At 64.8% G+C, this 25,138-nt stretch carries 17 protein-coding genes; 11 read left to right on the forward strand and 6 right to left on the reverse strand.

Annotation, left to right across the window (positions count from 1 at the left end):
- The 3 genes from VK682_RS13835 to VK682_RS13845 form a co-directional block, all read right to left on the reverse strand.
- Complete coding sequence (locus tag VK682_RS13835; protein ID WP_230795168.1) at positions 1-1,089, reverse strand: microcin C ABC transporter permease YejB; 1,089 nt, start codon at positions 1,087-1,089, stop codon at positions 1-3.
- Between the two features lies 1 nt (position 1,090).
- Complete coding sequence (locus tag VK682_RS13840; RefSeq protein ID WP_230795167.1) at positions 1,091-3,040, reverse strand: extracellular solute-binding protein; 1,950 nt, start codon at positions 3,038-3,040, stop codon at positions 1,091-1,093.
- Positions 3,041-3,244: 204 nt separating this feature from the next.
- A complete protein-coding gene (locus VK682_RS13845) occupies positions 3,245-3,754 on the reverse strand; it encodes a c-type cytochrome (protein ID WP_230795166.1) in 510 nt (169 codons plus the stop codon).
- Positions 3,755-3,897: 143 nt separating this feature from the next.
- Here VK682_RS13845 and VK682_RS13850 point away from each other — a divergent pair, with 143 nt between their 5' ends.
- Together VK682_RS13850 and VK682_RS13855 are read left to right on the forward strand one after the other, a co-directional pair.
- Positions 3,898-4,731, forward strand: coding sequence for a prephenate dehydratase (locus VK682_RS13850; RefSeq protein WP_230795164.1), 834 nt, complete (start codon positions 3,898-3,900; stop codon positions 4,729-4,731).
- A 19-nt stretch (positions 4,732-4,750) separates the two neighbouring features.
- The gene (locus tag VK682_RS13855) at positions 4,751-5,254 is read left to right on the forward strand and encodes a hypothetical protein (RefSeq protein WP_230795163.1); all 504 of its coding nucleotides are present in this window, start codon (positions 4,751-4,753) and stop codon (positions 5,252-5,254) included.
- A 41-nt stretch (positions 5,255-5,295) separates the two neighbouring features.
- Here VK682_RS13855 and VK682_RS13860 read toward each other — a convergent pair whose 3' ends face one another.
- From VK682_RS13860 to VK682_RS13870, 3 genes are read right to left on the reverse strand one after another with little or no spacing between them, the layout of a single operon-like run.
- Positions 5,296-6,027 carry a TadE/TadG family type IV pilus assembly protein gene (locus tag VK682_RS13860; protein WP_230795162.1) on the reverse strand — a complete coding sequence of 244 codons (732 nt, stop codon included), beginning with the start codon at positions 6,025-6,027 and terminating at the stop codon, positions 5,296-5,298.
- Between the two features lie 11 nt (positions 6,028-6,038).
- The gene (locus tag VK682_RS13865; protein ID WP_230795160.1) at positions 6,039-6,575 is read right to left on the reverse strand and encodes a TadE/TadG family type IV pilus assembly protein; all 537 of its coding nucleotides are present in this window, start codon (positions 6,573-6,575) and stop codon (positions 6,039-6,041) included.
- Positions 6,572-8,002 (reverse strand): TadE/TadG family type IV pilus assembly protein, encoded by a 1,431-nt coding sequence (locus tag VK682_RS13870; protein ID WP_089846884.1) that lies wholly within the window; start codon positions 8,000-8,002, stop codon positions 6,572-6,574. Before VK682_RS13870 ends, VK682_RS13865 begins: the two co-directional genes overlap by 4 nt.
- 374 nt (positions 8,003-8,376) lie before the next feature.
- On the opposite strand from VK682_RS13870, the gene VK682_RS13875 reads away from it, so the two are divergent.
- The 9 genes from VK682_RS13875 to VK682_RS13915 all read left to right on the forward strand — a co-directional run bounded on the left by VK682_RS13875 (position 8,377) and on the right by VK682_RS13915 (position 25,045).
- On the forward strand, positions 8,377-9,813 hold the full coding sequence (locus VK682_RS13875; protein WP_089846886.1) for a Glu/Leu/Phe/Val family dehydrogenase: 1,437 nt from the start codon (positions 8,377-8,379) through the stop codon (positions 9,811-9,813).
- A gap of 125 nt (positions 9,814-9,938) precedes the next feature.
- A complete protein-coding gene (locus VK682_RS13880; RefSeq protein ID WP_230795158.1) occupies positions 9,939-10,211 on the forward strand; it encodes a hypothetical protein in 273 nt (90 codons plus the stop codon).
- 46 nt (positions 10,212-10,257) lie between these two features.
- Positions 10,258-12,231, forward strand: coding sequence for a DNA primase (gene dnaG, locus VK682_RS13885; protein ID WP_230795155.1), 1,974 nt, complete (start codon positions 10,258-10,260; stop codon positions 12,229-12,231).
- A 143-nt stretch (positions 12,232-12,374) separates the two neighbouring features.
- Positions 12,375-14,366, forward strand: coding sequence for an RNA polymerase sigma factor RpoD (gene rpoD / locus VK682_RS13890; protein WP_089846893.1), 1,992 nt, complete (start codon positions 12,375-12,377; stop codon positions 14,364-14,366).
- Positions 14,367-14,641: 275 nt separating this feature from the next.
- Positions 14,642-14,893, forward strand: a complete 252-nt coding sequence (locus VK682_RS13895) for a hypothetical protein (RefSeq protein WP_089846896.1) — start codon at positions 14,642-14,644, stop codon at positions 14,891-14,893.
- A gap of 19 nt (positions 14,894-14,912) precedes the next feature.
- Positions 14,913-15,320 carry a secondary thiamine-phosphate synthase enzyme YjbQ gene (locus VK682_RS13900; RefSeq protein ID WP_089846898.1) on the forward strand — a complete coding sequence of 136 codons (408 nt, stop codon included), beginning with the start codon at positions 14,913-14,915 and terminating at the stop codon, positions 15,318-15,320.
- 122 nt (positions 15,321-15,442) lie between these two features.
- A complete protein-coding gene (gene nrdR, locus VK682_RS13905; protein ID WP_230795154.1) occupies positions 15,443-15,910 on the forward strand; it encodes a transcriptional regulator NrdR in 468 nt (155 codons plus the stop codon).
- Complete coding sequence (gene ribD / locus VK682_RS13910; protein ID WP_324782069.1) at positions 15,907-17,004, forward strand: bifunctional diaminohydroxyphosphoribosylaminopyrimidine deaminase/5-amino-6-(5-phosphoribosylamino)uracil reductase RibD; 1,098 nt, start codon at positions 15,907-15,909, stop codon at positions 17,002-17,004. The genes nrdR and ribD overlap by 4 nt, the downstream gene beginning before the upstream one ends.
- A gap of 286 nt (positions 17,005-17,290) precedes the next feature.
- Complete coding sequence (locus tag VK682_RS13915; RefSeq protein WP_230795153.1) at positions 17,291-25,045, forward strand: ExeM/NucH family extracellular endonuclease; 7,755 nt, start codon at positions 17,291-17,293, stop codon at positions 25,043-25,045.
- Positions 25,046-25,138: the final 93 nt, after the last annotated feature.

Raw genomic sequence — 25,138 nt, forward strand, 5'->3', positions numbered from 1 at the left:
TCAGCCCTCGCGCTTTTCAAAGTCGATGCGCGGATCGACCAGCACATACATCAGGTCGGACAGGATTCCGACCACCAGCCCGATCAGGCCAAAGATGAACAGCGTGCCGAAGATCACCGGATAATCGCGGGCCACCGCCGCCTCGAACCCCAGACGCCCCAGCCCGTCGAGCGAGAAGATCGTCTCGATGATGAGGCTGCCGGAGAAGAACACACCGATGAACACCGCCGGGAAACCGGCAATGACGATCAGCATGGCATTGCGGAAGATATGGCCATAAAGCACGCGGCTTTCCGACAGGCCCTTGGCGCGGGCAGTCATCACGTAGTGTTTCTTGATCTCGTCCAGAAAGCTGTTCTTGGTCAGCAGCGTCAGCGTGGCAAAGGCCGAAATGGTGGAGGCGATGACCGGCAGCGCGATATGCCACAGGTAATCCACGATCTTCATCGGCCAGCTCAGCGTCTCCCAGTTGTCGGAGGTGAGGCCGCGCAGCGGAAAGATCTGCCAGAAGGATCCACCCGCAAACAGCACCAGCAGCACGATGGCGAAGAGGAAGCCGGGGATGGCATAGGCGACGATGATGACGCCGGAGGTCCATGTGTCAAAGCCCGATCCGTCCTTGACCGCCTTGCGGATGCCCAGCGGGATCGACACGATATAGGCGATGAGCGTGGACCACAGCCCCAGCGAGATCGAGACCGGCATCTTTTCCAGCACCAGATCGACGACCGAGATCGAGCGGAAATAGCTTTCGCCAAAATCCAGCCGCATGTAATTCCAGATCATCGTCAGGAAACGTTCCAGCGGCGGCTTGTCGAAGCCGAATTCCTTTTCCAGACTCTCGATGAATTCCGGCGGCAGGCCGCGCCCGCCGACATATTTGTCGCTTTCCATGCCGTAATTCGACACGCCGCCATCGCCGGCCCCGCCGGAGAAGCCGCCGAACACATCGCCCTGACCTTCGATCTGGGCGATGATCTGTTCGATGGGGCCGCCGGGCACGAACTGCGTCAGCGTAAAATTGACCACCATGATCCCCAGCAGCGTGGGAATGATCAGCAGCAGGCGGCGTAGGATATAGGCGCCCATATCAGTTCAGCACGCCCGTGTCCTTCAGGGCCTGTGCCTTGTCGGGATTGACCCACCACAGGCTGAGATAACCCAGATCATAGGGCGGGATGTCGGCATGTTCATACATGTCGTAATAGGCGACCCAGTGATCGGCGATATAGCCATCCGGCACGATGAAGAATTCATAGCGCAGGGCGCGGTCCAGCGCCTTCAGCGCCACATCGGTTTCTTCCTGCGTGGTCGCCTCGAAACTGGCGCGGATGATGGCATCGACCAAGGGGCTCGCCAGCCCCGCCGGGTTGAACAGCGAAAACTCCGCCTCGCGCGAGCCATACATCTGGCTGAGCCCGCCGCCGGTGGACAGGAAGGCGCCATAGCGGGTGGAATAGATCATGTCGTAATCGCGGTCGCGCTCGCGCAGGGTGAACTGCGCCGGATCGATCTTGGTATAGCTCGCATCCACGCCGATGCCGCGCAGGTTCTGCACATAGGTCTCGTGCATCGCCTCCACCGTGCTGTCGATGTTGGAGGGGATGATCATGCGCAGGCGCAGGGTCTGGCCTTCGGCATTGCGCGCCAGCCCGTCCTGATCCACCTCCCAGCCCGCCTCGTTCAGCAGGCCCATGGCCTGCCGCAGGGTGCGGCGGCCCAGAAGATCGGAAGGATCGGACTCATGCATGGTCCAGACCTCCTCGGTCAGCATCTCCTCGGGCACCACGTCGCCCAGCGACTGCAGGAACTCCAGCTCGGCGCCTTCGGGCAGGGCTTCCGCCTCCACATGGGTGCCTTCGACAAAGGAACTGCGCGGCGCATAAAGCCCGTAGCGCAGGCTTTCATTGGTCCATTCGAAATTGAAAGCCATGGCGATGGCTTCGCGCACGCGCTTGTCCTGCAGTTGCGGGCGGGCAAGGTTGAAGATGAAGCCGGTGGGATTGGGCGGGCTGCCATCCAGAATCTCTTCCTTCTTCACCGTGCCTTCCTGAATGCGCGGGAAATCATAGGACGTGGCCCAGAGCCGCGGATCGGATTCGACGCGGAAGGTATATTCGCCCGCCTTGAACGCCTCGAATGACGCGGTCTGGTCGGCGAAATATTCGACCCGGATGCGGTCGTAATTGTAGCGGCCCTTGTTGAAGGGCAGATCCTTGCCCCAGTAATCGTCGCGCCGCTTGTAGACGATGCGGCGGTTCACATCATAGCTGTCGAGCATGTAGGGGCCGGACCCCACCGCCACCTCCAGCCGGGGTTCGTCCAGACGGCGGTTTTCGGGATCTTCCTCGAACCATGCCTTCTTGAAGACCGGCGTCGCGCCCACGGTCTCGATCCGGGAGCGTTTGGTCAGTTCGGGGTTGAAGGTGAATTTCACCGTATGCTCGTCCAGCGCCTCGGCGCCGGTGACCATTTCAGACACGGCGGCAGCGTAGGAGGGCAGGCCCTGCGTGATGAAGAGCTTGTGGGAATAGACCACATCTTCGGCGGTGACGGGGGTTCCGTCCCAGAACGTCGCCTCGGGGCGCAGATGGAAGATCACCCAGGACCGGTCCTCGGGATATTCAAGGCGTTCCGCCAGCACGCCGTAATACTGGCCCACCGAGTCTTCGGTGTCCTGAATCAGCTGGTCATACTGGATGGTGGTCAGCGCCCCGGACCGGCCCTTGCGGGAATAGGGGTTCATGCTGTCAAAGGTGCCCGACGCCCCCAGAACCAGCTCGCCGCCCTTGGGCGCGTCGGGATTGGCGAAGGGGAAATGGTCGAAATCGGCGGGATAGTCGAGATTGCCGAAATAGGAATAGCCGTGCGAGGTGATGACCTGCTGCGCCTCTGCCTCCTGCGTGGCGGGGGCTGCGGTGTCCTGCGCCCGGAGCGAGGTGGCGGCCAGCGCAAGCCCCAGCGCGGTCAGCGCACAGATCAGCGGGCGGAAGGACGGAAGACTGGTGGCTCGGGCTGCGGCGCGCGGCGTCCGGTTCATGTGCTCTCCCCTGTGGTCGGCGGTTTGCCTGACATTTGGCCCAAGGTAAGGGCCGGGGCAGACCACATTCAAGCCGAACTTGCTGGCGTTTGCGTGAGCCCGCGCGATTTCCCCGCGAGCCCGCGCGGCCCTGCCCGGGAACGGCACGAAAAAGGGCCATGGCCTGCGGCCATGACCCTTGATGCAGAGGTCCGGAAGGACGGGTCAGCCGTCGAGGCTGTCCAGATAGGCGATCAGGTCCACGCGGTCCTGCGGCTTGGGCAGACCGGCAAAGCTCATCGTCGTGCCGGAGGCCGCGTTGCGCGGGCTTTCAAGGAAGTGGAACAGGTTTTCCGGGGTCCAGGTGTCGCCCACCTGCAGCAGCGCGCCGGAATAGCTGAAGCCGTCGACCGCATCGATGGCGCGGCCCACGACGCCGTCCAGATGCGGGCCGGTGGCGTTGGAGCCATCGATCTTGTGGCAGGCGCGGCACTTGCCGAACACCCGCTCGCCGGCGGAGGCGTCGGCGGAGGCCATCAGCGTGGCGAAATCCACCTCGGGCTCGTCTTCGGCGGGGCCTGCATCCTCGACCTCGATCACGTAGGAGGCCACTTCTTCGCCGCCATGTCCGCCCACGCTGTAAAGTGACTCGCCGGCCCAGCCCCCAAGAAGATAGATCAGGAAGGCGCCGCAGAACCCACCCACGGCCTTCGTCATCGTCATCGTGTCGAACATGTGTCGCTAATCCTGTCGCTCGGGTGTCCTGAAGATATCCGTTGGCGGGGTATCTACGGCTTCACTTGATGTCTGGCAAGGTATACTACCCGCGACGAAACGCCCACAAGAGCCCGAAGGGCCTAAAATATCGTGAGACTGTCATGACCGATCGCATCGCCTTTCAGGGAGAACCCGGCGCCTATTCGCACGAGGCCTGCCGGGACGCCCGTCCCGACATGGAGGCGCTGCCCTGCCACACCTTCGAGGAGGTGATCGCGGCGGTGCGCTCCGGCGAGGCGCGTCTGGCGATGCTGCCGGTGGAAAACACCACCTATGGCCGCGTGGCCGACATCCACCGCCTGCTGCCGGAAAGCGGGCTGCGCATCGTCGGCGAGGCTTTTGTGCGGGTGCATATCAGCCTGATGGCGCTGCCCGGCGTGACGCTGCCCGATCTGCGCAAGGTGCGCGCGCATCTGGTACTGCTGCCGCAGGCGGCAAGCTTCCTTGCCAGCTACGGCATCAAGGGTGAAGCCGCCGCCGACAGCGCGGGGGCCGCCGCCGAACTGGCGCGCAGCGGCAGCCGCCAGACCGGCGTTCTGGCCTCCGATCTTGCCGCCGAGACTTACGGGCTCGAGATCCTCGCCCACCATATCGAGGATCACGCCCATAACACCACGCGCTTTCTCATCATGGGGCAGGAGCCGGATCTGACGCGGCGCGGCGATCACGGCATGATGACCACCTTCATCTTTCAGGTGCGCAACATTCCGGCGGCGCTGTACAAGGCGATGGGCGGCTTTGCCACCAATGGCGTCAACATGACCAAGCTGGAAAGCTACATGGTGGACGGGTCGTTCACCGCGACGCAGTTCTATGCCGACATCGAAGGCCATCCCGAGGATCCGGCGGTGCGCCGCGCGCTGGACGAGCTGGACTATTTTACCGAGAAACTGGAAATCCTTGGCGTCTATCCCCGCGATCCGCGGCGCGACTGACGCCGGGCAGGGGGGACGGATGCTGAACGAGGACAAGGTTCTGGCGCGCGCGGCGGCCACCGCGCCGCGGCGGCTGATCGGCGTGGGCACGCTGGGCGGGCTGGGCGGGCTGCTGATCTGGCTTGCGGTGACCGAGCCGCCCGCGCAGGTGATCTGGCAGGTCTTCCTGATCGTGCTGGGCGTGGTGGCGCTGGTGATGGCGTGGCGCATGTGGCAGGTCACGGGGCGCGAGATCCTGCTGACCGAAGAGACGCTCAGCGACAGTTCGGGGGCGGTGATCGCGCATGTCGCCGATGTGGTGAAGGTCGATCGCAGCGCCTTTGCGCTGAAACCGTCGAACGGCTTTGCGCTGACGCTGCGCGTGCCGGGGCGGCGCGCGTGGTTTCCGGGCCTGTGGTGGCGGATCGGGCGCCGGGTGGCGGTTGGCGGCGTGACCGCTGCGCGCGACACCAAACCCATGGCCGACATCCTGAGCGTGATGCTGATGCGCCGCGACGGGCGTCTGCCGCCCGCCGACGAATAGGCTGTGCCGCGCCCGTCGGTCATGGCGGGCGCGTGGCGGCGTCAGCCGCGGCCCCAGCGGTAATTGATGCTGGGTTCGACGTTGTTGCTGCCATCTTCGTTGGTGCAACTGCCGCTGCAGCCGGTGCTGATCAGCGGCGCGCCGCCGCTGCTGGCAGCCCCCACCCAAGCGAGCTGCGGAGCGTAGCGCGGATGGGTGAAGCTGAAGGTGTGAATCTCGAACGGGTCGAGCCCGACAGAGAATGTCGGCTGATAGTCGTCCCACGTTTCCACGAGGATGACCTGCGTGCCGCCGGTCATCTCCGGCATGAGCCGGGTCAGGTCAGCGGGCAGGTTGCCGCTGAGCGAGGCATGATCGCCCCGCGCCGCCGACCAAGCGACATTGTAGCGGTTGTCAGAGGCGTCATAGCGGACCACGGTGATCCGCAGATCGGTCTTGTACCATGTGTCCCCCACCAGACCGGGCAGCGCCAGCGACTCCAGCGGATCCGCCGAATAAAGCGTGTCATCGGTCAGGGTCAGCAGCTTCAGCAGGCGGTAGGTGTTGTCGATATAGGTGTCATCGATTTCCTGCGTCTCGCGGGACAGCAGGTCACCGATGGCGTAATTGGCCTTCTGGTTGACGGACTGCTGGCGGAACACGTCGAAAAAGACCCAGCAGGCGGCGAAGATCAGAAAGACCACCGGCAGAAAGATCATTATTTCCAGCGTGACATAGCCGCGGCTGTCGCGGCCAAAGCGCGCGAGGCGGGCGATGGGGCGTCTGAGGGTCATGGCCTCTGTCCTTACAGCGGTTCCGCCACAAAGGCGGTGGTGGAGGTCAGCGCGGTATAGCCGTCGTCATCCTTGGACAGCGCCGCCGTCAGATAGCCCCCGGGGCCGATGGGGCGGTATTTGTAGCAGGCGCGCAGCAGCATCACGTCATGCCCCTGTCCGGCCTCGAAGAAACGCTGCGGGTTGACCGGCAGGCCGGTATCCACGCAGGCGACCTGTGCCGGGGGCACGATCCAGTCGCGCATGTCCAGCCGCACCATTTCCAGCTGCAGCATGCTTTCGCAGCTCAGCAGCACGGGGGCGCGTTCGCAGATTTCGGCCTTGAGCTGCTCCGGGGTGACAAGCCGTCCGGTGGCCAGCTTCACATGGCGCACGCTTTCGTCCAGCGCCCGGTCCAGCGTGCTCTGGCGCAGGGTGCTGGCGCCCAGTTCGATGGCGGAAAGGGTCAAGCCCACGATGAAGGGCATCCACAGCGCGAAGGGCACCAGCGCCATGCCATCTTCGCTGCGGCAGAAACGGCGGAGGGCGGTTCTGACAAATCCGGTCATTGCGTGAGCCTCAGCTGGTTGAGCGTGTGGGCGATGGTGGAGAAGGCCTCCGAGATCTCGACCCCTTCGACACGGAAGAAATGCGAGGGCGAGGAGGCGCAGTTGCGCATGACATTGGCGCCGTGATCCGTCACCTCGAAGCCGATGGTCCAGATCAGGATGCCCTTCCGCTTCGCGGCGTCGCAGATGTCGTCAAGCAGGCTGTCGCCGAGCGTGGAGTCGTAGCGCTGGTAGTAGAAGTTGCCCCAGCTGCTCGACCGGACGTAGTTCTGCAGATAATACCAAAGGTTGTAGCGGTCCCAGTGGGCATATTCGGAATCGCTGTCGTAATAGCCGGAGCGGATGCGGTAGGACCGGTCATGCTGGCCGTCGGTCATCAGCACCACGGTCTTGAGCACTTCCTCGTCGTCATAGGCGACGGGGCGGCCTTCAAAGACCTGGTCGACCTTGCCCTTGGCGATCATGCCGCTGGCGATGCGCTGTGCGCTGGGATCAAGCAGCGCCGTGCCCCATTTCATCCCCATGAAGATCGAGGTGCCGGCGCGGGGCTGCAGCTGGTCGATCTGCGCCTTGAGCGCGGTGCGGTTCTGGCTGAAGGCGGTGATGCGTTCGTAATCATAGCGCGGACAGATCGTGTCTGACCGGCTGTTGGCACCGTTATAGTTCCACTGGAAATGCTGCATCTGGTCAAAGCGGGTGGTGTAATCCAGCGTGGTGGAGGCAAAGGCGCTGTTGGGCATTTCGATGCAGTGCGAATAGCCGTGCCGCCAGTTCACGTTCATGTAGCTCAGGATTTCGGGCCCGGCATTGACGTGCTCGGAATAGGGCACCAGCGAGATCGAGACGAGATCCTCGTTGCCCTCGTCCAGCAGCGTGTCGACAAAATCCTTGGCGGCGGCCTGCAGCTCTTCAAGCTTGTCGCCATCATCCATGGAACCGGAGATGTCGACCACCAGCGAGATCTCGACCTTGTTGAACCGTTCGGTGGCCTGCGCCAGCGCGTCCACCTGCAGCGTGTCGACACCCAGCAGGCGCAGCACGTTGGAGGTGGCGGTCATGCGGCCCTCGGCGGTCACGGTGCGGTAGTTCAGGCCGTCATCCACATCGACCGACACCAGCGCGTCGCCAAGCGCCATCCGTTCCATGTAGTCGGTGACCACCGCTTCCGGATCCAGCGACTGGTCCAGATCGGTGGCGGCCAGCACGGCGCGGTCGAGCGTGTTCTGCAGCTTCGTGCGCTGCAGTTCGGCATACATCATGTCGATGCCGATGCCGCCAAAGACCAGCATGACCATGATCACCGCCACCACGAGGATGGAGACAAAGCCGCTTTCGTCGCGCCGCCACCGCCGCAGGTAGGACAGAAGCGCGGACGCGGCCGTTTCGGTGCGCGGACAGGCGTCTCCGAAGTCAGACTGCGTTTTCATTTCCCCGATTCCTTTCTTCCGGAGAAACTCCCGGACAGGCCCCACAAGATTTACAGTGCAATGGCAGCCTGTATGGGCGCCCAAAATGGCCAAATTTGGGCCGGTTTAATCGAATTTTCGGCTATCTTTCTGGATTTGCGGGACAAAAGCCGGGGCGCGCGGGCAGATCGCAAGGATTTGGAAACAATGAGGGGTCAGGTTGGTGAACTGCGGGCTTTGACTCGCGGCGATTGTGGCCAAACCGCGATGCGACTCGATCTGACACGCCGCTTGACAGAGCGCGGTGGCGTGCTCTGTCTCGGGGGGCGGGCGCGGCCGATGACCGCCGCGGACCGAAAGCCGGCGCCGTTTGCCGGACGTGATCGGAGGACCATATGAGCGCTGCACCATCCAACGAGCCGACATTCCGCCAGAGCGTGGATCTGATGTTCAACCGCGCTGCGGCGCTGATGGATCTGGCCCCCGGGCTGGAGGAGAAGATCCGCGTCTGCAACGCCACCTATACGGTGCGTTTCGGGGTGCGGCTGCGCGGCACCATCCACACCTTCACCGGCTACCGGTCGGTGCATTCCGAACATATGGAGCCGGTCAAGGGCGGCATCCGCTATTCGCTGGCGGTCAATCAGGACGAGGTGGAGGCGCTGGCGGCGCTGATGACCTATAAATGCGCGCTGGTGGAAACGCCGTTCGGCGGATCGAAGGGCGGGCTCTGCGTCGATCCCCGGCTTTACGAGGAGCACGAGCTGGAGCTGATCACCCGCCGCTTCGCCTATGAGCTGATCAAGCGCGACCTCATCAACCCCAGCCAGAATGTGCCCGCCCCCGACATGGGCACCGGCGAACGGGAAATGGCGTGGATCGCCGACCAGTATGCGCGGATGAACACCACCGACATCAACTCCCGCGCCTGCGTCACCGGCAAGCCGCTGAACGCGGGCGGCATCGCGGGCCGGGTGGAGGCGACGGGGCGCGGCGTGCAATATGCGCTGCGCGAGTTCTTCCGCCACCCCGAGGATGTGGCCAAGGCGGGGCTGTCGGGCAAGCTCGACGGCAAGCGCATCATCGTGCAGGGGCTCGGCAATGTCGGCTATCACGCCGCCCGCTTCCTGTCCGAGGAGGATGGCGCCAAGATCACCGGCATCATCGAACGCGACGGCGCGCTGTTCGATCCGCGCGGGCTGGATGTGGACCGGGTGCGCGACTGGCTGGTGCGCCATGGCGGGCTGTCGGGCTATCCCGAAGGGCAGTTTTCCATCGATGGCGCCAGCCTGATGCAGGAAGACTGCGACATCCTGATCCCCGCCGCCATGGAAGGGGTCATCAACCTGACCAATGCCCATCACATCAAGGCGCCGCTGATCCTTGAGGCCGCGAATGGCCCGATCACCGCCGGGGCGGACGAGGTGCTGCGGGCGCGCGGCACCATCATCATCCCCGATCTTTACGCCAATGCGGGCGGGGTCACGGTCAGCTATTTCGAATGGGTCAAGAACCTGAGCCATATCCGCTTTGGCCGGATGCAGCGCCGTCAGGAAGAGTCGCGGCACCAGCTTGTGGTGGACGAGCTGGAACGGCTCGACGTGGCGATGGGCGACCGCTGGAGCCTTGATCCCCGGTTCAAGGAAAAATACCTGCGCGGCGCTGACGAGCTGGAACTGGTGCGCTCGGGTCTGGATGACACGATGCGCACCGCCTATCAGTCCATGCGCGAGGTCTGGCACGGGCGGAATGACGTCACCGACCTGCGCACCGCCGCCTTTCTGGTCGCGGTGGACCGGGTCGCCAAAAGCTACAAGGCCAAGGGCCTGTGACCGGCGCGCCGCGCTCGCTGCAACGTGAGCGCGGCGCGCAAGCCGCACCGTGACTTTTGTGCGCGACTCCTGTATCCCTTCTGGCCGACTGGCGTCTGACAGGGGGATGCGCGATGCGGGCTTTGATGATGGGACTGATCGGGCTTGGCCTTACCTCCGGGATGGCGGCGGCGCAGGGCATCGATCCTGCGAACTGCGCGCAATCGGCCAAGGTGGTCATGGAGGCGGTGCAGGCCCGCAAGGACGGCATTCCGCAGGCGCGCACCGAACGCGAACTGCGCCGCGTGCTCGACCGCAACGCGGGGCAGCAGCTGGCGGAATGGATCTATTCCCTGCCCGCAGACGAGCTGACCCCCGAAGTGGGCCGCAGCTGGAAGGCGCAGTGCGAAGGCCAGTAAGCGTGGGCCGCTGGACTCGCGCTGCCGTGGCGCGGATAATGCCGCGATGAGTCTGCCACCCGGTTTCCTTGATGAATTGCGCACCCGCACCAGCCTTGCTCAGGTGGTGGGGCGCAAGGTCTTGTGGGACAACCGGAAATCAAATCAGGCCAAAGGCGACCTCTGGGCGCCTTGCCCGTTCCATCAGGAAAAATCCGCCTCCTTCCACGTCGATGACCGCAAGGGATTCTACTACTGCTTCGGCTGCCACGCCAAAGGCGACGCCCTCGCCTTTGTGCAGGAAACCGAAAATGTCGGTTTCATGGAGGCGGTGGAAATCCTTGCGCGCGAAGCCGGGCTGACCATGCCCGCGCGGGATCCGCAGGCGGCGCAGAAGGCTGACCGCCGCGCGCAGCTTTCCGAGGTGATGGAGCAGGCGGTGCGCTGGTTCCGCCTGCAGCTGCGCACCGCCGCCGCCACCGAGGCGCGCGCCTATCTGGACCGGCGCGGGCTGAAGGCGGATGTGCAGGACCGGTTCGAACTGGGCTTTGCCCCCGATGGCTGGCGCAACCTGTGGGAGCATCTGCGCGCACAGGGCGTGGCAGAGGATCTGATTCTGGGCGCGGGGCTGGCCAAGCCACCGGACAGGGGCGCGCCCTATGACGTGTTCCGCCACCGCATCATGTTCCCCATCCGCGACGGGCGCGGGCGCGCCATCGCCTTTGGCGGGCGGGCGATGGATCCGAACGACAACGCCAAATACCTCAACTCGCCGGAAACCGAACTTTTCGACAAGGGCCGCAGCCTTTACAACCACGCCCCCGCGCGCGAAGCGGCGGGCAAGGGCCAGCCGCTGATCGTGGCCGAAGGCTATATGGACGTCATCGCGCTGTCAGAGGCGGGGTTTGCCGCCTCGGTGGCGCCTCTGGGCACGGCGGTGACCGAACACCAGCTGGCGCTGCTGTGGCGGATCACCGACGAGCCGATCATCGCGCTGGATGGCGACAAGGCCGGGCTGCGCGCCGCCTATCGGGTGATCGACACCGCGCTGCCGCTGCTGACGCCGGGCAAAAGCCTGCGCTTCGCGCTGATGCCCGAAGGACAGGACCCCGACGATCTGCTGCGCGCCAAGGGGCCGCAGGCGGTGCGGGCGGTGCTGGATCAGGCGCAGCCCATGGTGCAGGTGCTGTGGCGGCGCGAAACCGAAGGCCGCGTCTTCGACAGCCCCGAACGCAAGGCGGCGCTGGAGGCCTCGCTGCGCGAGACCATCGGGCGCATTCAGGATCCGGCACTGCGCGGCTATTACGACGCCGAACTCAAGAACCTGCGCTGGGAACTGTTCCGGCACAAGCGCCCCGCGCAGGCGCCCCGGTCGCCGCAGGGCAGGGGAGGACGCCCCGGCCCGGGCGGGCGCTGGACCCCGCCGCCCGAGCCGCCAAGCGCGTCCGCCAAGGCCTCGCATCTGGTGGCGGCGGGCGATGATGCCGAAACGCAGCTGCGCGAGGTGGTGGTGCTTTGCGTGCTGCTGAACACGCCGGTGCTGATCCCGGAATTCGAAACCCGGCTCGAACGGCTGGACTGCGCCGACTGGCGCCACGCGGCGCTGCGCGACGTGCTGCTGCGCAGCGCAAGCAGCGATCCGGCCGATCTGAAGCACGAGGCAGAGGCGGCAATCGGGCCGGAAGCCCTTGAAACCTTGCTGTCGGCACGCCATGTCGCGGTCGTGCCCTGCCTTCGCCGTCCCGAGGATGTGGACCTTGCCCGCCTGACCGTGGCCGAGGCCTTGGGAAAGATCGCGGCGCAGGCCGGATTTGTGGCCGAGCTTGCCGAGGCCGTGGAGGATCTGGAGCATCTGGCGGATGAAGCTTTGACCTGGCGGCTTGCGCAGGCGGCGCAGGCGCGCAATCAGGCGGTTCTGAACCGGGCCGAAGACGAGGTGGAATTCGACCTTGGTCCAAACGGGGCCCGGATCGACAAGGAGGAACGCAGTGCATTTGACGCGCTCATGCAGCAGATTCGCTTTTCAAAAGGCCGGAGCTAGATCGGCTTGAACGGAAAGATGCAGGAAAGACAGCGAGACGGGTGGCCGAATCATTCGAATCGCCTCATGATTCGGAGTCTCGAATCACTTTATTCGCGCGAGCGCCGGTCCAGCACCGGCACCTCCCTCTGACGGAGCACTTCATGGCAGCCAAAGATACCGACGACGCCAAGCCGGACACTCAGGATGACGGCCACAGCCTCGACATGAGCCAGGCCGCGGTCAAGAAGATGATCGCCGAGGCGCGCGAGCGGGGCTACATCACCTATGACCAGCTGAACGAGGTTCTGCCGCCCGATCAGGTCAGCTCTGACCAGATCGAAGACGTGATGTCGATGCTTTCGGAAATGGGCATTCAGGTCACCGAGGACGACGAGGAAGGCGAGGAAGACGACGCCAAGGCCAAGGGATCGACCGAACTGGTCGATGCCTCGCGCGGGCGGGATGTCGCGCTGTCCGGGGGCGGCGCCGAAAAGCTGGACCGCACCGATGACCCGGTGCGCATGTATCTGCGCGAGATGGGCTCGGTCGAACTGCTGAGCCGCGAGGGCGAGATCGCCATCGCCAAGCGGATCGAGGCGGGCCGCAACACCATGATCGCCGGGCTTTGCGAAAGCCCGCTGACCTTTCAGGCCATCACCATCTGGCGCGAGGAACTTCTGTGCGAAGAGATCCTGCTGCGCGACGTGATCGACCTTGAAGCCACCTTCGGCAACCAGCTTGACGAGGAAGGCGGGCTCGAGGAGCCGATGGTGGATGCGGCGGGTGTCACGATCCAGCGCAACCGCAACACCGACCCGGAGCTTGATGCCGACGGCAACCCGATCATCAAGGAAGATGACGAGGAAGACGACGATCAGGCCAGCATGTCGCTGGCCGCGATGGAAACCGCGCTGAAGCCGCGCGTGCTGGAAACGCTGGACCGCATCGCCCGCGATTACGAACAGCTGGCCGAAATGCAGGACGCCCGGATCAGCGCGACGCTGAACGAGGATGGCAGCTTTTCCGCCGGGGCGGAGGCGATGTATCAGAAGCTGCGGTCCGAGATCGTGGAACTGGTCAACGGCCTGCATCTGCACAACAACCGCATCGAAGCGCTGATCGACCAGCTTTACGGCATCAACAAGCGCATCATGTCCATCGACAGCGCCATGGTGAAGCTGGCGGATCAGGCGCGGATCAACCGGCGCGAATTTGTCGACGAATATCGCGGCAACGAGCTGGATCCGAACTGGATGGACCGCATGGCCGAAAAGAACGGTCGCGGCTGGCAGATGTTCATCGAACGCTTCTCCGACAAGGTGGAGGAGCTGCGCAGCGACATGGCGCAGGTCGGCCAGTATGTCGGGCTCGACATTTCGGAATTCCGCCGCATCGTCAATCAGGTGCAGAAGGGCGAAAAGGAAGCCCGTCAGGCCAAGAAGGAAATGGTCGAGGCGAACCTGCGTCTGGTGATCTCGATTGCCAAGAAATACACCAACCGCGGGCTGCAGTTCCTTGATCTTATTCAGGAAGGCAATATCGGCCTGATGAAGGCGGTGGACAAGTTCGAATACCGCCGCGGCTACAAGTTCTCGACCTATGCCACATGGTGGATCCGTCAGGCGATCACCCGGTCCATCGCGGATCAGGCGCGCACCATCCGGATCCCGGTCCACATGATCGAGACCATCAACAAGCTGGTGCGGACGGGGCGCCAGATGCTGCACGAGATCGGTCGCGAACCGACGCCGGAGGAACTGGCCGAAAAGCTCCAGATGCCGCTGGAAAAGGTCCGCAAGGTGATGAAGATCGCCAAGGAGCCGATTTCGCTGGAAACGCCCATCGGCGACGAGGAAGACAGCCAGCTTGGCGATTTCATCGAAGACAAGAACGCGATCCTGCCGCTGGATTCCGCCATTCAGGAGAACCTGAAGGAAACCACGACCCGCGTGCTGTCCTCGCTGACCCCGCGCGAGGAGCGGGTGCTGCGGATGCGTTTCGGCATCGGCATGAACACCGACCACACGCTTGAAGAGGTGGGCCAGCAGTTCAGCGTGACCCGCGAGCGGATCCGCCAGATCGAGGCGAAGGCGCTGCGGAAGCTCAAACATCCGTCCCGCTCGCGCAAGCTGCGCAGCTTTCTGGACCAGTGATGACAAAGGCGCCCCGCGGGGCGCCTTTTTGCTGTCACGCGGGGCTTGCCTGACCCCCCGCACAGGGCGTATTCTGAGGGCATTACCCTTGAGTCTCCGCCGTCATAGCTTGCCCCAATTTTGATGACCTGAACCTTGCTTCCGGCGCCGCCGGATCCGCCATCCCTGACGCCGATTTCCGGCATTTCCTCCCAGAAATGGGCAATGCGATCCGCTTTAAGCGGAACTTTATGATTTTGGCTGAGTTTATTCCTTGAACCGCATTGGAGAGACAGATGCTGCGCCTCACCCTGCTGACCGCCATCACCACCTGCACCGCCGTGGCCGCTTTTGCTGCGACCGAGGCGCTGATGACCGAAAACACCACCGTCATCGACATTGAAGTCGCCCCCGAGGATCTGGCGCGTTGCGAGATGACGCTGCAACAGGTGGCCGGGATGCCCGTCGTCACCGACAGCGGCTCGCCCATGCTTGTCGATCAAAGCGCCGATCTGCCCAGCGTCCGCTGCGTCGCCACCGAAGCCTGACCGACGAAGGGCAGGGCGGGTGCAGACCAGCTTTACCATCGCCACGCGCGGGCCGGGGCTTTATGACTTCACCCGCGACGTGGCGGACTGGGCCAGCGGCACCGGGCTGCTGACGCTGTTCATCCGCCACACCTCTGCCTCGCTGCTGATTCAGGAAAACGCCGATCCGGAGGTGCAGAGCGACCTTCTGGCCTATCTGGACCGGCTGGTGCCGCCCTCTGACGATCCGTCCATGTCCTATCTGACCCATACCTATGAGGGGCCCGATGACATGCCCGCCCATATCAAGGCGGCGCTGCTGCCTGTGTCGCTGCAGATTCCGGTCAGCGACGGGCGGCTGGCGCTTGGCCGCTGGCAGGGCATCTATCTGGTGGAACACCGCCGCGCCCCCCATCAGCGGCAGGTGGCGGCGCATCTGTCGCGCTGAGCCATCCCCCTTATCTTGACCGACCAAATGCCCCCTACCCAAGGTCTGGCGGCTCCCCTATAGTGGCTGTGGATAACTGGGGGCACCCCCATTGTCGGGCCGAAAATACAGGGGGACGGGGGATGCGCTGCCCTTTTTGCGGAAACATCGACACGCAGGTGAAGGATTCGCGCCCTGCGGAGGATCACGTCTCGATCCGGCGGCGGCGTTTTTGCCCGGCCTGCGGCGGACGTTTCACCACCTATGAACGGGTGCAGCTGCGCGATCTGGTGGTGATCAAGACCAGTGGCCGCCGCGAGGATTTTGACCGCGACAAGCTGGAACGGTCGATCCGCATGGCCATCCAGAAACGCCCGCTGGAACCGGAGCGCATCGACCAGATGATTTCCGGCATCGTGCGCCGTCTGGAAAGTCTGGGCGATACCGACATCCAGTCGAAGCAGATCGGCGAGATCGTCATGGAAACGCTCGCCCGGATCGACACCGTGGCCTATGTGCGCTTTGCCAGCGTCTACAAGAATTTTCAGGCGGCGGATGATTTCGACAAGTTCGTCAGCGAACTGCGCCCCGGGGCTGGCGGCGACAAGTGACCGATGACGCGCGCCACATGGCTCATGCGCTGCGGCTGGGCCGCCGGGGCATGGGCCAGTGCTGGCCCAACCCCGCCGTGGGCTGCGTGATCGTGCGCGAGGGTCGTGTGGTGGGCCGGGGCTGGACCCAGCCCGGCGGCAGGCCGCATGCCGAACCCGTCGCACTGGCGCAGGCGGGGGAGGCGGCGCGGGGCGCCACCGCCTATGTCACGCTGGAACCCTGCGCGCATCACGGCCAGACCCCGCCCTGCGCCACGGCCTTGGCCGAGGCGGGCATCGCGCGGGTGGTGGCGCCTTTGGCCGACCGCGATCCGCGCGTGTCGGGCAAGGGGTTCGAGATGCTGCGCCGCCGCGGCATCGAGGTCACCACCGGCATTCTGGCCGAGGAGGCGGCGCGCGACCATTCCGGCTTTTTCCTGCGGATCGGGCAGGGCAGGCCGCATGTCACGCTGAAGCTTGCCAGCAGTTTTGATGGCCGCATCGCCACCGCCACCGGTGAAAGCCGCTGGATCACCGGGCCCGAAGCGCGGGCGGTGGTGCATGCGCTGCGCGCCAGCCATGATGCGGTGATGGTGGGCGCGGGCACCGCGCGCGCCGATGATCCGGACCTGACCGTGCGCGGCTGGGGCCCCCGGCGCCAGCCGGTGCGGGTGGTGGTGTCGCGCCTGATCGACGTGCCGCTGATGAGCCGCCTTGCCGCCTCGGCCCGCGACGTGCCGGTCTGGCTGGTGCACGGGCGCGACGCGCCGGTGCAGACACGCAGGGCTTGGGAAAGCTGCGGCGCCCGCCTGCTGCCCTGCGCGCTGACGGGCGGACGGATCGATCCGGCGGCGCTGCTGTCCGGGCTTGCCGCCGAAGGCCTGACCCGGGTGTTCTGCGAAGGCGGCGGCCAGCTTGCCGCCTCGCTGCTGGGGGCTGACCTGGTCGATGAACTGGTGGGCTTTACCGCCGGTGTGGCACTGGGGGCCGAAGGCCGCCCCGGCATCGGCGCGCTGGGGATCGACCGTCTGGCGGAGGCGCCGCGTTTCACGCTGGCGGAAACCCGTGTCGTTGGCGCGGATGTCATGCACCGCTGGCATCGCCGCGCGGCCTGACCGGTTCCGCGCCTTCCGCCGAATTTTCCTGATCTCTCACGCAGTTCCGGGGCAGGGCCCTGCCTTGTAAAACCCGTGCCCGATGGATGACCTAACGTCACCCGGTCAATCCCGCATTCCGGCAAGAAGCCGCGTGCGACTTCAAGAATCCGTCATGAAACTCCGTTAACCGACCAGAGCGGGCCTACCGTGCCGGGTCCGCGTTTGACTCATCGTCCTGAAAAAATGTCGGAAAACAATGTTTTCCGGCAACCGAAGGACTTTTGTTGCGCTCGGGGAGCTTGATATGACCGCGATCTTCATCAACGAATTTCACTATGACAACGTCGGAGGCGACACCGGCGAGATGATCGAAATCGCAGGCCCCGCCGGCACCGATCTGACCGGATGGTCCATTGTCCTGTATAACGGCAGCAACGGCGCGTCCTACCGCACCGTGACGCTGTCGGGCAGCATCGACGACGAGGGCGCAGGGTTTGGCGCCGTGAAGATCGCCGAGAGCCTTGCCGCCGACTCGATCCAGAACGGTTCGCCCGATGCCATCGCGCTGGTCGATGCCGATGGCGCCGTGGTGCAGTTCCTGAGCTACGAAGGCACGCTGACCGCCGTGGGCGGCCCCGCCGATGGCATGACCTCGGTCGATGTGGGCGTCGCAGAGACCTCCTCCACCGATGTCGGCCTGTCGCTGCAGCTGACCGGCACCGGCACCGAATACGAAGATTTTACATGGGCCGAACCTGCCGCCGAAAGCATGGGCGGCATCAACGCGGGCCAGAGCTTTGGCGGCGATGAGGGCGCGGTCAGCTATGCCATCGCCGACGCGCAGGTGAGCGAAGGCGATACCGGCACCGCCACGCTGAGCTTCACCGTGACCCGCACCGATGGCGCGGGCACCGCGACGCTGGACTGGTCCACCGCCGACGGCACCGCCACCGCAGGCAGCGACTACACCGCCGCCTCCGGCAGCGTGAGCTTCGCCGAAGGCCAGACCGAGGCCACCATCGACGTGACCGTGACCGGCGACACCACCCCCGAAGCCGCCGAGACGCTGACCGTCACCCTGACCGATCCCTCGGGCGAGCTGACCATCAGCCAGGCCACCGCCACCGGCACGATCCAGAATGACGAGGCGACGCTGATCTCCACCATTCAGGGCAATGCGGACACGCAGGGCTCGAACGCGGTCAGCGGCACCGACAACATGGATGCGAGCCCGCTGCGCGGCCAGACCGTGACGGTCGAGGCCATCGTGGTCGGCGATTTCCAGAACGGCGACGCCGACGAAGGCCGCAGCCTTGGCGGCTTCTACCTGCAGGAAGAAGACGCGGATGCGGATGGCGATGCCTCCACCTCCGAAGGTCTGTATGTCTTTGACAGCTCTTTCGGCACCGATGTGCAGGTGGGCGACAAGGTGCGCGTCACCGGCACCGTCACCGAATATTTCGGCATGACGCAGCTTGGTTCGGTCTCCTCGGTCGAAGTGATCTCTTCGGGCAACGCGCTGCCCACCGCCGCCGTGATCGATCTGGACGGCGACGTGTCGCAGGCGCAGGATGGCGGCTATCAGGCCGATCTGGAAGCCTATGAGGGCATGCTGGTCACGCTGCCCGCCACGCTGACCATCACCGAGCAGTATCAGCTCGACCGGTTCAACGAAGTGATGCTGTTCGACACCAACGGCTTCGAGCAGGCAGGCCCCGACGGCACCACCATCGTGGGCGAGCGTCCCTTCACCTACAGCCAGTTCAACACCCCCGATGCCGAAGGCAATGACGCCTATCTGTCGGAAATCGGCGGGCGCCAGATCATCTATGATGACGGTCTGAACCAGCAGAACCAGCCGATCGGCAATCTGGACGGCTTTCAGGGCTATTCCACCGGCACCGCCCCGTCGATGGGCGACACGGTGACCAACCTGACCGGCGTGCTGGATTACCAGTGGGCGGGCAACTCCGCCTCGCAGGCGACATGGCGGGTGCGCGGCACCGAAGACGGCCAGAACAGCTTTGACGACACCAATCCGGTCGCGGACGTGATTGCCGAGGTGGCGGGCGACATCAAGGTGGCCAGCTTCAACGTGCTGAACTTCTTCACCTCCATCGATGTCAGCGGCAACGAAGGCATCGGCCCGAACCTCGACATGGAAGGCCGGGGTGCCGACAGCGTCGAGGAATACGAGCGGCAGCTGGAAAAGACCACGACGGCCATTCAGGGTCTGGGCGCCGATGTGGTGGCGCTGGTCGAGATCGAGAACGACTTCCTTGAAGGTGGCATCGCACCGGGCGCTGACGGCGCGCAGGGCGACCGCGGCATCGCCATCGCGGCGCTGGTCGACTCGCTCAACGCCGCAGAAGGCAGCGATGTCTGGGCTTGGGTCGATCCGGGCAGCGAATTTGTCGGCGGCGATGCCATCGCCGGTGGCTTCATCTACCGCAGCGACAAGGTCGAGATCGCCGACGGCACCTCTGCCGCCTTCCTGACCGATGCCGCGGTCGATGCCGATCTGCTGGCGCAAAGCACCGTGGGCGGCATCTTTGACGGCTCCGGCACCAGCCGCGCGCCGCTGGCCGTGACCTTCGCAGCCCTTGCGGGCGGCGAGGAAATGACCGTGGTGGTCAACCACTTCAAATCCAAGGGCGGCACCGGCACCGGCGCCGATCTGGACGCGGGTGATGGCGCAGGCTCGTTCAACAACCAGCGCGTGCTGGCGGCGCAGGCGCTGGATGCGTGGCTTGACACCAACCCCACCGGGTCGGCCACGCCCAACATGCTGCTGCTGGGCGATCTGAACGCCTATGCCTCCGAAGACCCCATCGCCTACCTCACCGACGAGGCAGGCTTCGTGAACGTTGTCGAGGAGTTCCTCGACAGCAGCTATTCCTACCTGTTCGACGCGATGCTGGGCACGCTGGATTACGCCATGGCCTCGGTCGAACTCTTCGCCAAGATCGTTGACGCGCTCGAATGGCACATCAATGCCGACGAGGCCGATGCGCTGGACTACAACACCGATTTCTCCCGCGATCCCGACATCTTTGACGGCAGCGTGCCGACGCGCGCCTCCGATCATGATCCGGTGGTCGTGGGCATTGACCTTTCCGAAGAGGACAGCCCCATGACAGTCTCCCTTTACGATGGCGCAAGCTACGAGGGTTCGATCGAAGCCACCGGCGCGCTGGACGTGCAGCACCTTGCCTCGCTGGAACTGGACGGTGCCGAAATCGCCGCCTTCGCCGAGGGCAAGCTTTATGTGACCTCCTCCGGGGGTCTGCAGATCGTCGACATCGCCGATCCGGCCAACCCGGTGCTGCTGTCGACGGTGAATTTCACCGCCGCGGGGTATGGCTTTGCCACCACCGACATCACTTCGGTCGCGACCAATGGCGAATTTGTCGCGGTGGCGCTGCCCGCCGCTGACAAGACCGAAGCGGGCAAGGTGGTGCTGCTGGATCTGGACGGCAATCTGGTGGCCTCCTACGACACCGGCGCGCTGCCGGATGCGGTGACCTTCTCCCCCGATGGCACCAAGATCCTTGTGGCCAACGAAGGCGAGCCGGTCGATCTGGCGCTGGACAACCCCAAGGGCGGCGTGACGGTCATCGACATCGCGGCAGGCACCGATGCCGCCACCGTGACTCAGCTCGACTTCACCGCCTTTGACGGTCAGGAAGACGCGCTGCGCGAAGCGGGCGTGCGCATCTTCGAAGGCCAGAGCGTGTCCGACGATCTGGAGCCGGAATTCATCTCCGTCTCCGCCGATGGCCTGACCGCCATGGTCACCCTGCAGGAAGCCAATGCCATCGCGGTGCTGGACCTGACCACCATGACCTTCACCGACATCGTTCCGCTGGGCGGCAAGGATTTCTCGGACCTTCAGGCCGATTTCTCCGACCGCGACGGCGGCATGAACCTGACCACCGGCAACCCGGTGATTGGCCAGTTCATGCCCGATGCCATCACCTCCTACACCGCCGAGGATGGCCAGACCTATTACATCATCGCCAATGAAGGCGACGACCGCGACGACTTCATGGACCCCGAGGAAAGCGAACGCGCAGCCGACGTGACGCTGGATGCCGACGCCTTCCCGGATGCCGCAGCCCTGCAGGCGGACGAGGTGCTTGGCCGTCTCAACGTCACCAACGCGCCGCTGCTCAATGGCGACATCGACGGCGACGGCGATGTGGACCAGCTGCTGGCCTATGGCGCACGCTCCTTCTCGATCCTCGACGAGACCGGCACCATGGTGTTCGACAGCGGCGACGCGCTGGAGCGGATCATCGCCGCCGAATTCCCCGAGCTTTGGGATGATGGCCGGTCCGACAACAAGGGCCCGGAGCCCGAGGGCGTGACGGTCGGCGTCGTGGGCGACAAGGCCTATGCCTTCGTCGGTCTGGAACGCTCCAACATCACGCTGATCTTTGACGTCACCAACCCCGCCGACGTCAGCTATGTCGGCTCCGCCGGCAATGCGGGCGATGTCAGCCCCGAAGGCACGCTGGTGATCTCTGCCGAAGACAGCCCCACCGGCGAGGCGCTTTATGTGGTGACCAACGAGGTGTCCGCGACGCTGGGCATCTACTCTCTCGACGAAGCGGAGCCTGCCGAGGCGCCGACGCTGACCATCACCGAAGCCTGGGTTGGTCAGGACGGCACGGATCTGACCGGCGACTGGTTCGAGATCACCAATACCGGCGATGTCGCCTATGACATGTCGGTGCATGGCGCGCTGTATTACGATGACGAAAGCCGCAGCGCTGCCGACGCCACCGTGATCGACGGCGTGTCGATGCTGGCCCCGGGCGAGACCGCGATCGTGGTGATCGGCACTGCCGACGATGCCGCAACCTTCCGCGATGTCTGGGCCTCCGAAACCGATCTGACCGACGTGCAGGTGGCCTTCACCGATGGTTCCGGTCTGGGCCAGTCGGGTGACGGCGTGACCCTGTGGGTCGGCAACCCGCTTGCGGGCGGTGTCGAGGCCGATTTCGCGGTCATTCCGGAACTGGCCAGCGGCGTCTCCTACGACGTGGCGCTTGGCGAAGGCTCCACCGTGGGCAATGCCTCGGGCGCCGTGGCGACCGAAGAACTGGGCGGCAGCGACGGCACCGAACCTGCCATCGCCTCGCCGGGCACGGTGGGCACGCCTGCTGCGCCGAACTTCACGCTGGAACTGCTGCACTTCTCCGATCAGGAAGCCTCGACCTCGGCGCTGCTTGACGCGCCGAACCTGTCGGCCGTGCTGAACGGCCTGCGGGCGCAGGATGTGGGCAATGACGGGATCGCCGACAACACGCTGACCCTCTCTTCGGGTGACGCGATCATCGGCTCGCCCTTCTACGCCGCCTCCGCTGCCGTTTACGGCTCGGCGGGCATCGCCGACATCCAGATCCAGAACGAGCTGGGCATTCAGGCCATGGCGCTTGGCAACCACGAATTCGACTTCGGCCCGGCCAACCTTGCCGGTCTGATCTCGGGCGAGGCACCGGGCACCATCCTTGGCGAGGATTTTGGCGGGACCGACTTCTCCTACCTGTCGACCAACCTCGACTTCTCGACCAACCCCGAACTGGGCGCGCTGGAAGTGGCAGGCGGTCAGGCCCCGCAGGGCGGCACCGTCACCTCTTCGGTGGTGCTGACCGTGGACAGCGAACAGACCGGCACCACCGAACTGGTGGGTGTCGTGGGCGCCACCACGCCGACGCTGGGCCGCATCTCCTCGCCGGGCAATGTGGGCGTGTCCCCGCTGCCCTTCGACAACACCCCCACCGCCGACCAGCTGGACGCGCTTGCTGCCGAAATCCAGGCCGAGGTCGACGCGCTGCTTGCTGCCAACCCCGGTATGGACAAGGTCATCCTGATGGCCCACATGCAGGTGCTGGACATCGAAGTGGAACTGGCGGGCCGCCTGAGCAACGTCGACGTGATCATCGCGGGCGGGTCCAACACCCGGCTCTTTGATGAAAACGACCGCCCGCGCGATGGCGACAGCGATCAGGGTCAGTATCCGATCTTCACCACGGATGCCGACGGCAACCCGATCGCGGTGGTCAACACCGATGGCTCCTACAAGTATGTCGGGCGTCTGGTCGTCGACTTCGACGAAAACGGCCACATCATCCCGGAAAGCTATGATGCCGACGTGTCGGGCGCATATGCCACCGACGCCGAGGGCGTGGCCGAACTGGGGGCCGAGGATCTGGTGGATGCGGAAATCCAGCAGATCGTGGACGAGATCGAGGCGGAAATCGTCGCGACCCAGTCCAACGTCTTCGGTTACTCGGACGTGTTCCTGAACGGCAACCGCACCGGCGCCGACACCGGCACCGATACGGATGGCGTCCGCAGCCAGGAAACCAACCTTGGCAACCTGACCGCGAAGGCCAACCTTGCCTACGCGCAGGAGCAGGACAATTCGGTGATGGTCTCCATCAAGAATGGCGGCGGCATCCGCGCCTCCATCGGCGAGGTCACCGTGCCCGCGGGCGGCACCGAGGCGGTGCGTCTGCCCAATCAGGAACTGGTCGACGGTGACGGCAACGTCATCAAGGCCGAAGGCGCCATCAGCCAGAACGACATCAGCTCGGCGCTCGCCTTCAACAACGGCCTGTCGCTGGTCAGCATGACCGCGGCAGAGATGGTGGCGGTTCTGAACCATGCCGCCAACAGCGGCGGTCAGGGGGCCTTCGGCCAGTTCGCCGGGGTGGAATACAGCTTTGATCCGGCGCGCCCCGAAGGCAGCCGGGTCACGCAGGCCGACATCGTGGACGAGGATGGCAACGTCCTTGTGGCTCTGGTGCGGAACGGCGTGACGGTGGCGGATGCCGATCTGGTGATCCGGGCCGTGGTGCTGAACTTCATGCTTCCGAACGGCGACGGCTACCCGCTGGACCTGTCGAACCCCGACCGGGTCGACCTTTACGATCTGGATGGTGACGGCGAGGCGGATGCGCTGCGTGACGGTGTTGCGACCTTTGCCGACAATGGCACCGAACAGGATGCCTTTGCCGAGTATCTGGCCGCCAACCACGGCACGGTCGAAACCGCCTTTGACGAGGCAGAGACGGGCCGCGACAGCGACCTGAACATCACCAACCTCGGCTTTGCCCGTCAGGTGCTGCGCGGCGATAACGGCGACCGCCCGGTGTCCATGGTCACCGACACGTTCGACGGCGCCGATGTGCTGCGCGAGCGGGTCGTGGATTTCGACAACGGCAACATCCAGACCCTGCAGTGGAACGCGGCAGGCCAGCTGGAAAGCACGGCCATGGTCACCGACACGCAGAAGACCGTGCGCACCTATGACGAAACCGGCGCGCGCAGTGGCGTGACGGTCCTGCAGGAAGATGGGCGCGAACTGTCGGTCACCTTCGAAGACGGGCTGATCGCCACCCGCGGCATGGTCGACACGAAAGATGTGCTCGACGTGGCTTCGGTCGCGATGCAGTTCGAAGCCGGAGAGCTGGTCGAGCGGGTCACCACCTATGACAACGGGCAGGTCATCACCGCCGAATTCGACGCGGGCATGGTGGTCAGCACGCTGCTTGAGGACAATGCCGATGTCTTCGCCTTCTCCTCGCTGGAGCGGGTCTATGACAACGGTGTCCTGACGGGCGCCACGGCGGTTCTGGACAATGGCGACATGGTCGAGACCACCTATGAAGATGGCGCGGTGGCCGTGACCCGCCGGATCGACGGCGAGACCGGCGACCAGCGCGTGACCGGTGCTGGCTCGGATGACATGATCTCGGGCGGCGCTGGCAACGACCTCATGGCAGGCAAGGGCGGGGCGGATGTCTTCGTCTTCGCGGCGGCGGGCTTCGGTCAGGACCAGATTGCCGACTTCACCCTTGCGGAGGCCGATCAGCTTGACCTGACCGGTCTGGGCATCGGCGATCTGGACGGTCTGATGGCGGCGGCGGATCTGACGCAGATGGGCAACGACCTGCTGCTGGACTTCGGTGCCGACGAAATCCTGATCAAGAACCTGTCGCAGGGCGATCTGGACAACACGGCCTTCGTCGCGCTGCCGATGGCCTGATCGACCCCGCCTCAGGGCAAAAAGACATGCAGGGTGGCACCATCGGTGCCACCCTGTTTTTTTGCGCAGGCGCCGGGACCGGTCAGCCGCGCA

The sequence above is a fragment of the Salipiger marinus genome (assembly GCF_035481585.1).
In the GTDB taxonomy this organism is placed as follows: Bacteria; Pseudomonadota; Alphaproteobacteria; order Rhodobacterales; family Rhodobacteraceae; genus Salipiger; species Salipiger marinus.